Below are 16,579 nucleotides of genomic sequence, written 5' to 3' on the forward strand. Positions count from 1 at the left end.
GACTAATGCAGTCAGTTTAGATAAAGCCTAATAGATGTAAGGCTGGTAATACCAATAAGAGACTGTCAAAACGGTCCAAGATACCACCGTGTCCAGGTAGAATACGGCCGGAATCTTTCACACCATAATAACGTTTAAGTGCTGATTCAACTAAATCACCAATTTGTCCGATAAGCGATAATACAATGGTCAACAGTACGGTCACTAGCCAACTATAATCGCCTTGCGGATAGAAATAAACGTAAATAGCAACCACAATCGTAGCAACTAGGGTCCCACCGATTGAGCCTTCCCAAGTTTTGTTTGGACTGATGTGCGGTGCAAGCTTGTGACGGCCTAATTTTCGACCAATCATGTACGCACCACTATCCGTGATCCAAACTGTAAACAGCGCAAAGAAAATTGTCGTTAAGCTTGCCGCATCCGCCACAATAAAGTAGTGAAAGCCAACCCCAATGTAAATGGCACCGGTAGTCAGTACCGCAGCATCATCGAAAGAAAACCGGTTTTTCGAAAAAACAGTGTACATTAAAAGTAACACGACAACGCAGTAAACGACAAATTTTAAATCTAATTTTCCCGGCAGAATGTTATGCCAGAAATCCGGCAAAATGATCAGTAGCACAGTAATACCAGATAAGACGGCTTCCCAGGAAACCACCAATTTTTTCCGCATTACCAATATTTCAGAAAGTGCAATCAAGCCAAGGACGGAAGCCGCAACATCGACCCAGACACCCCCAGCAATAATAATTGGAATGAAGATAATTAAAGCAATTACCGCTGTAATAACCCTTTGTCTCATTTATAAACTCCTTTTCAACTCACCTATTTCGTTAATCCGCCAAAGCGACGTTTACGGTGCTGATACTCATAAACTGCTTGAGTCAATAATTCGGCTGTAAATTCAGGCCAGTGCGGTGCCATAAAGACAAATTCCGAGTAGGCAATCTGCCACAATAAAAAGTTCGAAATCCGTTCTTCACCCGAGGTTCTGATAACCACGTCAGGGTCTTGATACTGACCTAATGAGGCTGTCATCAAATGTTCACTGATCATTTCCGGTGAAATATCTTCCGGCTTCAGTTCACCCTGTTGAACCGATTGTGCAATTTCTTGCACAGCGGTAGTGATTTCAGCACGACTACCATAGTTCAAAGCAAAGTTTAACACCATGCCATCACAATCCTTAGTGTCCTCGATGGCATCGGCAACAGCCTTTTGCGTCTTCTGTGGTAATTGATCCGTGTATCCCATGACGTTGACCCGCACATTGTTACTAATCAATTCTGGCACAAACGTGTCAAAAAAGTCCACAGGCAATTTCATCAGATAATTGACTTCGTCAGTGGGCCGTTTCCAATTTTCAGTTGAAAAGGCGTAAAGCGTTAGCACTTTAATCCCCAGATCACTAGCAGCTTTAGTGATAGTCTTCACCGTGTTCATACCCTGTTTATGGCCGGCAATCCGTGGTAAATGACGTTTCTGCGCCCATCTGCCATTACCATCCATGATGATGGCAACATGTGCCGGAATATTATTAGGATCCAGTTCTATTTTTTCAGGCATCTCTGACTGATTATTATTATTGAGCCAAGAAAACAAAGTGGCACCTCCAAATTAGCTTTCAAACCATAATCATACCAAAAAACAGAGTTGTCGACTATCCCAACTCTGCTTAAAGCGATTATTTAACAGAATCTAAATAAGCTACTGAAGTAAACGCCATTCACCACGATTAGCGTCAGATAACGTATTAAAATACTGAAGTAAATTGTTAGCATCATCTGGGCTTACTTCACCAAGCATGTTTAATCCTTCACCCGTTGGAATGGGTTCACTCAAATCAGTGATCTCAGACTCATTTTCAATGGTTGCCTTTGAGAACGCAACAATCCAATCTTCTTCGATCAACTGAGTGATTACGAAGAATAAATTAAAATCATCATTTACAAAGGCTGGTTGCGCATAAACGCCCTCATCAATTTGAGTTAACTCGTTACCGTTATAATTGAGAACCGCTAAGTTTTCCTCGGTAACTGCATCATTCAGTTTGAAAACCATTTTGGCAAATTGTGGTGTGCCAGGCGTGATTTCAACTGTTTCGTCGTCATTTGCCATGTTTAATTTCCTTTCGTTCAAGCAAGTCTAGCCAGAAATAATTTCTTGTTCTTTATCTTCCGTCAACTTATCGATTTGTTTAACGGCTTCGTCAGTCACTTTTTGAACTTGTTTTTCAAGATCATGAACATCGTCATCAGTGAAATCACCGTTCTTATGTCCCTTCTTCAAAACATCCATTGCTTCGCGACGAACGTTACGAACAGCAACTTTCCCTTGTTCAGCAACTGCCTTAACCTGTTTAGCCAGTTCCTTACGACGTTCTTCAGTTAATTGAGGGACGACTAACCGTAGTGCCGAACCATCATTAGCTGGCGTAATGCCTAAATCTGATTCCAAAATACCCTTTTCAACGTCTTCTAGTGAAGACTTATCAAAAGGTGTTACCAAAATCACCCGTGGTTCTGGAACGGTGATTGCAGCCACTTGATTAATAGGTGTTTCAACACCGTAATACTGAACGGTTACCCGGCTTAATAAACTTGCGTTAGCCCGACCAGCACGGATTGTACCAAATTCACGGCTTAAGACATCTTCAGCCTTTTTCATCTTATCTCTTGCTTCATCAATAATTGGGTTTGCCAATATTATTTCCCCCTTACCGTTGTTCCGATGTTTTCACCAAGAACAACCTTCTTAATGTTTCCTGGATGATTCAAGTTGAACACTACCAACGGAATATCGTTATCCATTGACAATGTGCTAGCAGTTGAATCCATCACATGAAGACCCTTATTAATAATATCCATGTGGGTCAAATGATCAAATTTAACGGCGTTCTGATCGATATTAGGATCAGCGGAGTAAACGCCATCCACACCATTTTTGGCCATTAAAATGGCATCAGCGTTAATTTCAGCTGCCCGTAAAGCAGCAGTAGTATCAGTTGAGAAATATGGGCTGCCAGTCCCACCGGCAAAAATAACAACGCGGTCTTTCTCTAAATGACGAATTGCTTTTCGCCGAATATAAGGCTCTGCAATAGCGCGCATTTCAATAGAAGTTTGAACCCGTGTAGGCACGCCGATATCTTCAAGGTTATCTTGAAGCGCAAGACCGTTCATAATGGTTGCAAGCATTCCGATATAATCGGCTTGTGCCCGTTCCATGCCCATCTGAGCACCTGATTCGCCTCGCCACATGTTACCGCCACCAACGACGATCCCAATCTGAAGACCCAAATCAAATACTTCCTTAACTTCCTTTGCCACTGTCTTGATAACTGGTGGGTGGATACCAAATCCTTGATCGCCAGCTAAGGCTTCACCGCTCAGCTTCAAAACGATACGCTTATACTTTAAATCCGTCATCATGAGCCTCCTATTAGTTTCCTGTTGTAATTCTATCATAATCCGGTATCGACCAACAGTCGTATCGCGGTTTAATTCTATAAAAAAAGGGGGTACGCTACACGTACACCCCTTTTTTAAAGTCAGTTTAGCCGTTAATTTGACTATTTACTTCATCTTCAAAGTTCTTGGTTTCAACTTCGATACCTTCACCAACTTCATAACGAACAAAGCTCTTCAGCTTGCCGCCCTTTGAAGCAACGTATTGGCTAACAGTTTGGTCAGAATCCATGACAAATTCTTGATCAGCAAGACTGATTTCAGACAAGAATTTACGTAAACGACCTTCAACCATCTTTTCAACGATCTTTTCAGGTTTGCCTTCGTTCAAAGCTTCCTTCTTCAATACTTCACGTTCGTGATCCAAACGATCTGCAGGGATCTCTTCACGAGAAGTAAACTCTGGGTTAACGGCTGCAACGTGCATTGCAACGTTCTTAGCAACACTAGCATCAGCGCCTTCAAGGACAACTAAGGCACCAATTTGGCCACCGTTATGCAGGTAAGCACCAAAGACTTCATTGTCGCTCTTTTCAACAACTTGGAAGCGACGAAGCGTCGTATGTTCTGAAGTGACCTGAGTTTGTTCAATAATCATTTCTTTAATGGTTTGACCATCATCGTTCTTCAAAGCTAAAGCAGCATCCATATCAGCTGGCTTGTTAGCAGCAATCAAATCGGTGATTGTCTTAACCAAGTTCTTGAACCGGTCATTAGAAGCAACGAAATCAGTTTCAGAGTTAACTTCAACGATTGCAGCGACATTGCCATTTTCAGAAATGTGAGCTAAACCGTTAGCAGCAACATTGCTACTCTTCTTTTCAGCCTTAGCAATTCCTTTTTCACGCAAGAAATCAATCGCCTTGTCCATGTCGCCTTCAGTAGCAACAAGGGCCTTCTTTGCGTCCATCATACCAACGCTTGTCTTATCACGAAGTTCTTTAACCATTTTTGCAGTAACGTTTGCCATTTTATGGCCTCCTTAATATTAGTTACAAATAAGTCGCATAACACCAACACAAAAGGCTGGCCCGAAAATAATCAGGCCTCGCGGGTCCACATTTTCAAGCCAGCCTAAGCACTGATGGTCTTTTAACAAATGTTAAATGTTGTAAACTATTCAGCAGCGTTTTCTGAAGCGTCCTTGCTGTCAGCATCTTTAGCTTCTGCTTTAGCAGCTTCGGCTTCGTCTTCACCTTGACGGCCTTCGATAACAGCATCGGCCATCTTGCTTGTGATCAAGCGAACGGCACGAATAGCATCATCGTTAGAAGGAATGATTACGTCAATGTCATCAGGGTCGGTGTTAGTATCAACCATAGCGACGATTGGAATATTCAGCTTTTGAGCTTCCTTAACGGCAATTTGTTCCTTACGAGGATCAACAACAAACATCACGTCAGGCAACTTAGGCATATCTTCGATACCGCCTAAGAAACGTTCCAACTTATCAGTTTGCTTCTTCAGTAAAGAAACTTCCTTCTTTGGCAGACGATCAAAAGTACCATCTTCAGCCATCTTCTTAAGATCCTTCAAACGCTTGATACGAGTTTGAATGGTGTTCCAGTTGGTTAAAGTTCCACCCAACCAACGGTGGTTAACGTAGAATTGACCAGCGCGGGTAGCTTCTTCTTCAATAGAATCTTGGGCTTGTTTCTTAGTACCAACGAAAAGCACTACAGCACCCTTAGATGCTTCATCCTTAACGAAGTTGTAGGCGGTGTCGATTAACTTAACCGTCTTTTGTAAGTCAATAATGTAGATCCCGTTACGTTCAGTGAAGATATAATCCTTCATCTTAGGGTTCCAACGACGAGTTTGGTGACCGAAGTGGACACCTGCTTCAAGTAATTGTTTCATTGTAATAACAGCCATGAAATAGCCTCCATCAAAGTTTTTTTCCTCCCCTGAGGTCATCTATACTAAGAACTCTCGCGAGCACTACTTAATATATTACTCAGAGTGTGAATTGTGGCAATCAGCCGAAAACTAGTATACCCGTTTTGGGTGTTCATAGCAACCCTTAGCCGTCCAAAAGTAAAAAAAATTTGAAATAAATGTTACATTCATGTTACACTACACTTCGCAGAACTTCGAGGAGGAACCGATTATGCTCAAAGCTATCGTTTTTGATCTTGACGATACACTTTATGATCAACAACGACCGTTTCAGCAGGCGTTAGCTTCAGTCTGGAACGACCCCGCGGTTTCCGGTCACGTGTTAACCGACCTTTTCAAGGCCTTTAAGCACATGAATGATCGAGTCGCAAAATTAGAAACATTAACTATGAACCATGTTTTTAACCGCCTTAATGACGTGCTAACGCAACATGATTTACCAACGTTGACGAATTCGGTATGGCTGGCTTTTTGCGACCGTTACCGAACAGAAGCAAAAAAAATCACCCTGTTTTCAGATATTCAAGCACAACTGCCGCTCCTAAATAAGCATTACGAATTAGGTGTGATCACCAATGGCGAAAGTAATACGCAGTCTGAAAAGTTTTCCCATCTTGAACTTGAACAATGGGTAAAGAAAGAAAACGTCGTCATTTCTGATGAAGTGGGTCTGCGAAAACCGGACCCCAGAATTTTCACCCACTTCAACCGACAGATGAATTTACAAGCTAATGAAGTGGTTTACATCGGTGATAATTTTGAAAAGGATATGGTTGGGGCCAAGCAAGCCGGCTGGCACGCCTTCTGGTTTAACCATCGGCATTTAGAGATGCCAAAATCAGACTTTATCCCTGATCAAACGGTTGAATCACCCACCGAACTGGCAGAACTGTTACAGGCGATGTCCGTTACTAATTACTAGTCCACTAACTTGTCTAGTCAACGAAGCAGCTCCTCAAATCTAACTGATTTGGTGAGCTGCTTTTTCATTTGCGGTAAACCGCAATGAGCGAACTAATTGAATCAAGTAACATAATCAACGCCATCATCCACATGGCGGCCATATTGTTCATGCTAAGCAACAAACCAATCAAAATAATATTCAACACCAATAATAGCCACAGGAAACCTTTCGACATATTTTTCATCAAACTCCCCCCTCTTTCATCGTTTATTATTATAATACAAATTATTTAGGTGCTCCTTAAAAATATGACATTTTTTATAATATTCGCGCCTTTTCGCGATATAATAGAGAAGAATATGAGAGGAGAATATATGATGAGTGAAGAAATCTATCACGACTACTTTTTTGATGAACCTGCTTTCAATACTCATGACGGTGGTTACGTTCCGTTGGAAATAGCCGACGCACCCGAAAAACCGTTGGCAATTCCTGCACGTTTAAAACCCGATAAAGAAACCGATACTGATATCTGGTATACAGTAACGGCTCAAGCTGGCGAAACTCCGATTTTGCCAGGTAAAAAGACTAAAACTTGGGGCTATAATGCCAGTATTCTCGGGCAAACTATTGTTTACCCAGTTGGCAAGCACATTCACGTGGCGCTGGAAAACCATTTACCAGAACTGACGACTTTTCACTGGCACGGCCTGATTGTTTCCGGTCCATACGTTGACGGTGGCTGTCACGCACCCGTTTATCCTGGGGAAACGAAACATATTGATTTCACCTTGGATCAACCCGCTGCAACCACTTGGCTTCATGCTCATCCATGCCCATCAACTGCTGAACAAGTTTGGCACGGCCTAGCAACCATGGTGCTGGTGACTGATGATCACATCAATTCTTTACCTTTACCACATCACTATGGCGTGGACGATATTCCGCTGGTTTTGCAAGATCGTCGTTTTCATGAAGATAATCAGCTAGACTACCATGCTGACTACGATCCAGATGGCGTGCAGGGACCGACTGCTCTCATTAACGGAACCGTTAACCCCGTCTTTGACGTTACCACTCAAAAATTACGGTTGCGAATCTTAGACGGTGCTAACCGCAGAGAATGGCGGCTACACTTCTCAGATGACCTGAAGTTCGCTCAAATTGCTGGAGATTCCAGTCTTTTACCCGAACCCGTTTACATGGATCATTTGATGCTGACCTGTGCAGAACGAGCTGAAATCGTGGTTGATTTTGCTGGCTATCACGAAGGTCAGACTGTCACCCTGTTCAGCGATGATGTGCCAATTCTAAAGTTTAGAATTCATCAATTTGCGGCTGATAACACGACGCTGCCGGATCACCTGCTGACTATCAACAAACCAGAAGTTGATCCTAAAACACCCGTTCGTAAAATCGAAATGAGTGGTATGGACGAAGCCGTCATGCTGGATGGTAAAAAGTTTAGTATGCAACGTATCGATGCCACGCAGCCGGTTGGTCAAAGCCAGTATTGGGATATCACCAATACCAACGAAAAAGACTCCGGGATGGTGCATCCCTTCCACGTTCATGGCACTGAATTCTTGGTTATTTCTCGTAATGGTCACGCACCATACCCAAACGAACACGGCTTTAAAGATACCGTTGGGGTTAACCCAGGCGAAACCGTTCGTCTCCTGGTTCGCTTTGATCTGCCCGGTGTATACATGTACCATTGCCACATTATTGAACACGAAGACGGTGGTATGATGGCCCAAATTCAAACCTATGAGCCAGGAAAACCAATGCCAAAGTACAAGTTAATGGATATGGATACTTTAATGAATGCATTCGCCAAAGAACGCGGTATTGAACCAAAAGATTTGTGGATGGCAGGCATGGATTCATATAGTAAATATGGTATGAAGATGTAGCGATTCTTCACTGATAAAATACAAATACTAAAATTAAAAGCGCTCGAATTTTGTTTTCGAACGCTTTTTACTATCCAATTATTTAATTTTAGACCAATCAATCTCTCGCTGCTGATGATAATATTGACGATCATGTTCGTTAATTTCTCGCATCACATGACAAGGTGTTCCTATCGCGACAACATTGGCTGGAATATCCTTGGTCACAACACTGCCAGCACCGATAACTGAATTATCACCGATGGTAACTCCTGGCAAGACGATGACGCCAGCACCTAACCAGCAATTACGCCCTATTTTAATAGGTAGATTATACTGGTATTCTTTTTCCCTCAACTCAGGCAAAACCGGATGAGTTGCTGACGCCAAAGTCACATTAGGACCAAACATGGTGTGATCACCAACGTAAATGTGAGTATCGTCAACTGCGGTTAAATTATAATTAGCATAAATGTGACTGCCAAAGTGCAGGTGCTTACCACCAAAGTTCGAATGCAGTGGCGGTTCAATATAAGTATCCTCACCGATTTCAGCAAACATCTTTTTAAGCAACCGCTGACGCCCCTCGTGATCACCGGGCCGCGTCTGATTAAAATCATAAAGCAGTTCTTGAGCAGCTTCCTGTTCCTTTAAAATCGCTTTATCCATTGGTAAATAAAGGTTACCATTGTGCATATCCTCTGTCATATAACTTTTCCTCCTAATATCTAACAAGTCCATTATAGCAAACATGTAAACGTTTACCAGCCTGTATTTTAATGGTTGTAATGACCGACAAATAACCCGTAGAATAGCAAGCCAATTATACGTCAAAGTCAAGTAAATGTGCTATTATGTCTTTGCTTTAAGAGAGTGTTTGATTTATGAGAGAAAGGACTGATTAGCGTGATAAACTATCATTTGAACCGTTCATTCAAAAGGTTTCCCAGCCATTATTTTTACGTGATTGCATTAGTCTCAACCGGTCTCTTTTGGGGGCATACCACAACCGTTGTGAAAGCCTCAACTTCAGAGGATTCGACGCCTTCAACCGACACCACCAGTTCAGTTGATCAAACTGCTTCCAGCACCGTTCTGCGAACATCCGTCACAACTGAAGCGAGCAGTACAGAACAGAATACTGATGGAATCAATAACAATCAAGTCATAGCTGATTCCTCATCTTCTAATGAAAGCAATCCAGCAAGTGATGTTACTGATGCCGACCCAGTCACCACAACCACTGACGCTGATGATCCTGGTTCAACGGACACCTCAAGTGGCACTTCAACCGGCACTTCAACCGCCAGTGTCACGCTAACACCGCCGGGAGGGACACTGCCGAGTAACGATGGATCACAGGCAGTACCGGATACTGATCAGACTGATGATGATCCGGCTGGCTCTCAAGCCACTGCATCTCCAACTGACATTACAGCCATCACTCCGGATCCGGAAAATACCACGCAGGTTGCACCCGATGCTTTAGGCGTTAAACCGGTCGGCGGCATCAAGCTGAACGTGCCGATTCCCACAACTGGTAAGGATGCAATCACAGCTACGGATGAATATTACTATACGATTGATGGTGATATTAATATTACTGCTCAGCTAGCTAATTATCACCGTAGTTTGTCTGATGTTTCTATCACACCAGGTACCTGGCAAGGTAGTGCTTATGCTGCCGCTATACCAGCCAATGCGGTGGGAATTGACCCTAAAACTGGCAAAAACTATGTCGACGAATGGATGCCCGACGTTTGGTTCCAGTATCTGCTTTGGTTAACGGAATACAACACTCAGTTTCCAACTTGGACTCGTTTTAGAAATTCATTCTCAAAATCAAGTCTAAGCACCCTGACCAATTTCACCGTAACCATGGCCCAGCAGCAAACTAGTGCAACAAACCTTGCCCCCACACAGGTTTACACAGCATTAGTGCAAACTAATAGCTTAGAAGGGCTACAATATGCACAAAATTTGAACACCATTAATTTCACCGTAAATTCTGACGTTTCTGAACAGGTTTATGGTGGCGACATTCAAAGTAAGTTATGGGATATCAGCGCACTGTCAAAAATAAACAGTCTAACTAGTGTTCGTTTTTTATCTACTTCTATTCAAGACGTATCCGCATTAAGGTCGAATGACCATTTAGCAAATATTGAATTAAGCTTTAATCAAATCAGTGACATTAGTGGTTTCCAAAGCGACTGGATAAAATCGCAGCCCGCACCTAATCCTAACGACAATAGGATTGGCAGCTCACGCTACAATGGCATTAGTATGCCATTGCTGGTGCTTAAACCTGGAACTACCAGCGTGGAAGTTAGTTACAACGTCAAAGAATACGATGGGTCATTAGTTCACATGTATCCTTCTGATGGCTCCGATTTTAGTACTGACTATCCAGAAACCTATGAGATGTATAAGGCAAGTACAGCTGATGCAGTCAGCGAAAACGATCAAACCATCGTGTTCTATAACTTCAAGACTCCTCCGGCCGGTGATGTTGGCTGGCTTTCAGCGGGGTACGTCTTTTGGGAGGACGGCTATCCTAAAGATCCGTCCGCTTTTGATGTGTGGGTGTCCATTCCGTACATTATTTCTGATGATTATGGCACGACAAAGGTCAATTATGAGAATTTACTGACTAATGGTCAGCAGGAAGAAGTTGCAACTTCGACGCCATTGAGTGGGTCAGTTGGTGACACTTATGATATTTCGTCCGACTCTAACACGACATATCCGCTGGAGTGGTTGACCGATAAATATGGCAGCAACTATTTAGTTTTGAATGGCACTGGTAATTATTCTGATTATCTTGCCAACAATGGTCTTGCTCAGGCGGTTCCTGGTGCCGGCACTTACACTGCCGACCCGCAGAATCTAACCGTCTTATTTGCACCAACAAGCAGTACGGTAACGGTACAACACGGTTACTATGATGCTGATCATCAATTTGTCCCGCTATCATCAGATACGACTGTTGATCAATCCTCGGACACTAGTTTAAACGTTGCGGATCAAGCAACTCCAATCACCAATTTCCACTACACATCCGCTGAAATTGTTGCAGCTGACGGCACCACAACCCCATTGTCCAACACGACCACCGTCCCCTACCTCACAAATGGCTATCAGCTTCGACTCTTGTACGCGCCAGATCCGGCCACGATTAATTTCACCTATAAGGACGACCTCGGTAATATACTGCCGCAAAGCGGATCCGATACTGGTACAGCTGTCAGCACGTTCTCACCTGACAGCAAACTGGGGCAGATTGACATTCCCGACTACACGTTTGACCACTATGAAACCAGCGATGGCACGCCAATCACCACATCAATGACCTACCCTGAACTACAAGCCGGTTTAACGTTGGTCTACAAAGGGAACACCTTGCCAATCACCGTGAGTTACGTTGATAACCACGGTAATGTCATTCATATAACAGCACAGGCTTCTGGTGCCGTGAACGCAAAGTTAACTAGCGATTGGCTGAGTGATAATCAACTAAGCATACCGGATTATACCTTCGACCACGTTGAGACGACCGCCGACCACCAGACTATTTCAGCCGACGCAACAATTAATACAGTTCGCGAAGGCATCACGTACGTTTATGCGCCAAATTCGATTACTATCCCGATTCATTATCTGAATTCAAACGTCAATCCAGTATCGATTGCCGCCGACGATTCCCTCGATAGCCCAATCAATGAAAATGTGACTACCGAACAGATTACGGCTAAAGAAGTCGCCATCAAATATTACACGTTCAAAGAAGCCCGAGATAACGCCGGTAACCTGGTTACTTTTCCAAGTTCAGCCGCCACCATTCGAGAAGGCATCAATCTCATTTATGATGAAGATCGGGTTTCAGTACCAATCAGCTACGTGGATCCAGATGGTAACCCACTTCTTACGTCTGGTTCAATCGATGGTTTTGCTGCTCATCAATTGACACCGGATCAAATTGCCACAATTAACGGATACACGCGGAAACAACTCATTGATCAGGATAATAATTTGGTGACGCTACCAGTCAACTTTGGCGATTTAGTTGGCAAACAATTAACGGCAGTATATGAGCCAATTCAAGTCTCGGTTCCAGTCGATATTGTTAATTCTGCTGGGACTCATTTAGCCGATTTTCCAGCGATCACTGGCAACTATCTGGATGAACTCACCGCGGACATGCTCAGGGAAATGGCACCTTCAATCAACGGCTACTCGTATTCAACAGTTCAGGATGCCGCCGGTAACGCGCTGACTCTGCCAACACAACTTGGGGCGATCGACCCCAAAGGCATCAAGCTGGTTTACACTGAAAATAATGTGCTCCTCGCCGTGCACTATGTGGATCCTGATGGTAATCCGCTGGGAAAAGATTCATCCATTAATGGCAGTTTTAATCAGGCGCTTTCTCGTAACGACCTGCCGATTTCTGAATTCACGGGTTACACCGCGGACACCATTACAGATAGCTCCGGTAACACGATTACGTTTCCAACGACCTTTGGTGCTGTCAACGGCGACATCCAGGTCACTTACCAGCCAGTTCGAGTCACCATCCCGGTTCAAATCGTGGACGCTACCGATAAACCGATTGGCAAGTTAGACCCGATTCAAATCACGGGAAACTATCTTGATCAGCTTACTGACGCGCAAATCAGAGTAATGGCTCCTTCCATTAACGGCTACACCTATTCGGCAGTCGTAGATTCAACCGGCAGCCCACTAACTCTACCAACGACACTTGGAGCAATCGATCCAGCTGGAATCAAGCTCGTCTACAATGAAAACGACGTGCTGTTGACCGTTCACTATGTGGATCCTGCGGGTAACGCATTGAGTGAAGCTTTACCACTTAACGGAAAGTTTAGTGCGGAATTGAACCTTGAATCACTGCAAACACCAGAGATAACTGGGTATACAGCCGGCCCAATCACCGATGAAACGGGTCATCCAATCACGCTCCCTACTACGTTTAGTACTGTTAACGGCGATATTCTTGTCCACTACCAGCCCGTTCAAGTGACCATTCCGGTTCAGTATGTCGACACCAATAACAACACCATTGCCGAACCACAGCAAGCCGCCGGTAATTACTTGGATACACTGAGCAATTTGAATTTAACCAACGATATTATAGGATATACTTTCAAAGAAATCCAAGATACTCAAGGCAATGTGCTGCCGGCTTCAACCCCATTAGGCGCCATCGATCCGGCTGGCATCAAATTCATTTACACCGAAAACGAAGCAAAATCTTCTATTAAATATATCGATGCAGCTGGCAATGAATTACATTCAGCTGGCACCATCTCCAATCAGCCAAGTCAGCAACTCACTGCTGATGAGATTACCCTACCAGCAATCACTGGCTACACCTTCGACCACTTCGTCGATGGCAACCTCCAACCCATCACCCTACCGCTGAAGTTCGCCGAGATTATCAGTAACGGCATTCAAGCGGTATACGCACCGGTTCAAGTCGCCGTCACCGTGAACTATGTCGATGAAAACGGCAAAAAGCTTGCCGACCCGCAGCAAGCCCGTGGCAACTATTTAGATCAACTCACCGCTGATCAGATTGCTGGTCTGGCAACGCCAATCTCCGGTTACACGTTTGTTGAAGCTCAGTATTCATCCGGTCAGGCACTGAATTTACCTGTCCAGTTTGGCACAATTACGGCCACCGAGATCAACCTCGTGTACCGTGAAAACACGGTTACTGCACCGATTCAATACGTTGATTTGAATGGTGAAGAACTGCTGCCATCAGCAATGATCAACCACCAGCCAAGTGAGCAGCTGTCTGACAATGACATTGCTGTGCCAGCGATCACCGGCTACACGTTTGACCACTTCGCTGACAAAAACAATGCCACGGTTTCGTTGCCAATTGCCATGAGTGACATCGTCGCCAATGGCTTCAAAGTTGTCTACAAGCCGGTTCAAGTCTCAATCCCGGTTCAACTCGTCGATACTACCGGTAAAGTGGTTGGTAATTCACAGCTGCTGACTGGCGACTATCTCGACTCGCTCACCAACGAGATCATCAGTCAGTACACGCCAACAATCGATGGTTATACCTTCACTGAAGTCCAAGATTCAACCGGTGATCCACTGACACTGCCAGCCCAATTTGGCACTATCGACCCTACTGGTATCAAGCTGGTTTACTTCGAAAATCAGGCGGAAGTTACTATTAAATACGTGGATCCACAGGGTACGGAATTACACCAGGCTGGCACCATTTCCCATCAGCCAAGTCAGCAACTGACTGCTGACGACCTTACGCTGCCAACGATTTCCGGCTACACCTTCGACCACTTCGCTGATAACGCACAACAGCCGATCACGTTGCCAATCACCTTCAGCGAGATCATCGACAACGGCATCCAAGTGGTGTATGAACCGATTCAAGTCACCATCCCGGTTCAATACGTGGATGACGAAAATAATCCAATCGCCGAATCCACCCAAATCAGCGCTAACTATCTGGATGAACTCACCCCAGAAAGCATCACCCAGCTGGTAACACCAATCGACGGTTACACTTTTGACACCGTTCGCGATGCCCATGGTAACGTGCTGACCTTACCAATTCAGTTTGGCGCCATTGATCCCGCGGGCATTAAGCTTCTGTACACCGAAGAGATCGAAGGAACCGTCACCACGCCCGTTCCCGTCACTTACGTTGATTTAGCAGGAAACCAACTTCTGCCAGCAATCAACATTGAGATTGAATCTGACCAGCAAATTACCGCCAATCGTGTGCCAATTCCAGACGTACCCGGCTACCAGTTCACTAAGTTGACTGATCACGTGGGCAATACGATCACCTTACCGACCACGCTTGATACCGTAGAAACCGGCCTCCGAGTGGTTTACCAGCCAATTAAAGTGTCTCTGCCAGTGAGTTACGTGGACACAGAAGGTCACGTCATTGCCAACCAACAGCGAACCAGCGGTAACTACCTAGATCAGCTCACCACTGGCACTATCGCTGAGCTTGCAACGCCAATCGACGGTTACACCTTCGTGGAAGCACAGGACGCAACAGGCAAGCCGCTGAGTTTGCCACTAACTCTGGGGACCCTTACCGAGGGTATCAAGCTGGTCTACCGTGTAAACGAAGTGCCAACGGATATCACCGTCACCATCAACTACGTGGATCCAGCTGGCAACCACATCCAGCCGCCAACTAACATTCACGGTGGCCCAGACGACCTTCTCACCGCGGAACAGGTCAACGTTCCTGAACTGCCGGGTTACGTCTTCGACCATTTCGAGGATAACAACGGCAATCCATTTTCGTTGCCAATTAGTTTCAGCGACCTTGAAAATGGTGGCCTGCACGTGGTCTATCAGCCAATTAAAGTGACCGTGCCGGTTTACTACCTGGATGACAGCGGTCAGACTATTGGAATGGCTCAGCAGGTTCCAGGTAATTATCAAGATCCGTTCACTGCGGCTGACCTGACTGGGTTGCAACAAGCCATTCCTGGTTACCAGTTCTCAAATGTGCGTACAGCTAGTGGCGAGACGTTGGCTCTTCCCACCGTCCTCGGTGAATTACAAACTGGTCTTTATCTGATTTACACCGTGGACAACGCCAACGTGGTACCGCCAGAAACACCTGATACTACCCCACCAGCTGGCAACCCCGGTGACATCATTCCGGAGAACGTTCCGGCAAAAGTCATTTATGCTATGAAAGAAATCAGCCTGCATACCACCGCTAACTTTACTAACGATAACATCGTCATGACCTACGTGAAGAAGCCACGGATTTACCGGCCCCGTTTCATGGTGATCGACACGGTTCGTGACAGCCAAAACCGACTGCGCTATCTGGTGCGCGACATCAATTCTAAGAGTGATACCTACGGGTTGATGGGCTACATCACTGCCGATCCCGAAGACGTCCGCAGCGCTTACTACCACATCGTGCCGACCACTATCACGGTGATCAATCCAAAGGGCATCAACGGCTATAAGAACACCGACCTGACGGGTAAAGTCACCCACTACCGTCAAGGGACGGTTCTAAAAGTCGCGCGAATCCTCAAAGATAAAACCGCGACCCGCTTCGTGCTCACCAACGGCCAAATCGTGACCGCAAGCAAGCTTCTCGTCAAGATGGGTACCATTCCGCAGCCGAAGCGTGCAACCAAGCTTAAAGCGCTCAATCGGTACGGTGATCTGGATTTAATAACCAAGCTTGAACACTTCAAGAAAGTGACGCCAAAGTCGTTCGGTATTCTCAATTGGGACTACAGCGATGGCTATAACTACCACGTGAAATCATTGAAGCGTTATCGAATCGATAATGGCTATATTACCGCCTATAGTAAACTGGTAAAGAGCAATTACTAGAAACCAAAAACCGTTGCTAC

Annotated in this window: 12 protein-coding genes; 3 read left to right on the plus strand and 9 right to left on the minus strand. The window is 44.8% G+C overall.

Annotated elements, in window-relative coordinates:
• Window positions 1-16: 16 nt before the first annotated feature.
• The 7 genes from CES82_RS07255 to rpsB form a co-directional block, all read right to left on the minus strand.
• Window positions 17-805 carry a phosphatidate cytidylyltransferase gene (locus CES82_RS07255; RefSeq protein ID WP_098824937.1) on the minus strand — a complete coding sequence of 263 codons (789 nt, stop codon included), beginning with the start codon at window positions 803-805 and terminating at the stop codon, window positions 17-19.
• A 23-nt stretch (window positions 806-828) separates the two neighbouring features.
• Complete coding sequence (gene uppS, locus CES82_RS07260; protein WP_305792669.1) at window positions 829-1,605, minus strand: undecaprenyl pyrophosphate synthase; 777 nt, start codon at window positions 1,603-1,605, stop codon at window positions 829-831.
• Between the two features lie 105 nt (window positions 1,606-1,710).
• The gene (locus CES82_RS07265; RefSeq protein ID WP_098824939.1) at window positions 1,711-2,121 is read right to left on the minus strand and encodes a hypothetical protein; all 411 of its coding nucleotides are present in this window, start codon (window positions 2,119-2,121) and stop codon (window positions 1,711-1,713) included.
• A gap of 27 nt (window positions 2,122-2,148) precedes the next feature.
• Window positions 2,149-2,670 (minus strand): ribosome recycling factor, encoded by a 522-nt coding sequence (gene frr, locus CES82_RS07270; protein ID WP_439959055.1) that lies wholly within the window; start codon window positions 2,668-2,670, stop codon window positions 2,149-2,151.
• Between the two features lie 38 nt (window positions 2,671-2,708).
• The gene (pyrH, locus tag CES82_RS07275; RefSeq protein ID WP_098824943.1) at window positions 2,709-3,431 is read right to left on the minus strand and encodes a UMP kinase; all 723 of its coding nucleotides are present in this window, start codon (window positions 3,429-3,431) and stop codon (window positions 2,709-2,711) included.
• A 127-nt stretch (window positions 3,432-3,558) separates the two neighbouring features.
• Window positions 3,559-4,440 (minus strand): translation elongation factor Ts, encoded by an 882-nt coding sequence (gene tsf / locus CES82_RS07280; protein WP_098824945.1) that lies wholly within the window; start codon window positions 4,438-4,440, stop codon window positions 3,559-3,561.
• 146 nt (window positions 4,441-4,586) lie between these two features.
• The gene (gene rpsB, locus CES82_RS07285; protein ID WP_098824947.1) at window positions 4,587-5,345 is read right to left on the minus strand and encodes a 30S ribosomal protein S2; all 759 of its coding nucleotides are present in this window, start codon (window positions 5,343-5,345) and stop codon (window positions 4,587-4,589) included.
• 235 nt (window positions 5,346-5,580) lie between these two features.
• On the opposite strand from rpsB, the gene CES82_RS07290 reads away from it, so the two are divergent.
• A complete protein-coding gene (locus tag CES82_RS07290) occupies window positions 5,581-6,291 on the plus strand; it encodes an HAD family hydrolase (RefSeq protein ID WP_180245693.1) in 711 nt (236 codons plus the stop codon).
• Window positions 6,292-6,355: 64 nt separating this feature from the next.
• Here the strand turns inward: CES82_RS07290 and CES82_RS12480 are convergent, their stop codons facing one another.
• Entirely contained in the window at window positions 6,356-6,517 is a 162-nt protein-coding gene (locus tag CES82_RS12480) for a hypothetical protein (RefSeq protein WP_098824951.1), read from the minus strand.
• 133 nt (window positions 6,518-6,650) lie between these two features.
• On the opposite strand from CES82_RS12480, the gene CES82_RS07300 reads away from it, so the two are divergent.
• Window positions 6,651-8,189: a multicopper oxidase family protein gene (locus CES82_RS07300; RefSeq protein ID WP_439959051.1), complete on the plus strand. Its 1,539-nt coding sequence runs from the start codon at window positions 6,651-6,653 to the stop codon at window positions 8,187-8,189.
• 78 nt (window positions 8,190-8,267) lie between these two features.
• Here CES82_RS07300 and CES82_RS07305 read toward each other — a convergent pair whose 3' ends face one another.
• Entirely contained in the window at window positions 8,268-8,876 is a 609-nt protein-coding gene (locus CES82_RS07305) for a sugar O-acetyltransferase (RefSeq protein ID WP_098824955.1), read from the minus strand.
• 255 nt (window positions 8,877-9,131) lie between these two features.
• On the opposite strand from CES82_RS07305, the gene CES82_RS07310 reads away from it, so the two are divergent.
• Window positions 9,132-16,559 carry a MucBP domain-containing protein gene (locus CES82_RS07310; RefSeq protein WP_143466296.1) on the plus strand — a complete coding sequence of 2,476 codons (7,428 nt, stop codon included), beginning with the start codon at window positions 9,132-9,134 and terminating at the stop codon, window positions 16,557-16,559.
• Window positions 16,560-16,579: the final 20 nt, after the last annotated feature.

The organism is Secundilactobacillus silagincola, assembly GCF_002583405.1.
Lineage (GTDB): Bacteria > Bacillota > Bacilli > Lactobacillales > Lactobacillaceae > Secundilactobacillus > Secundilactobacillus silagincola.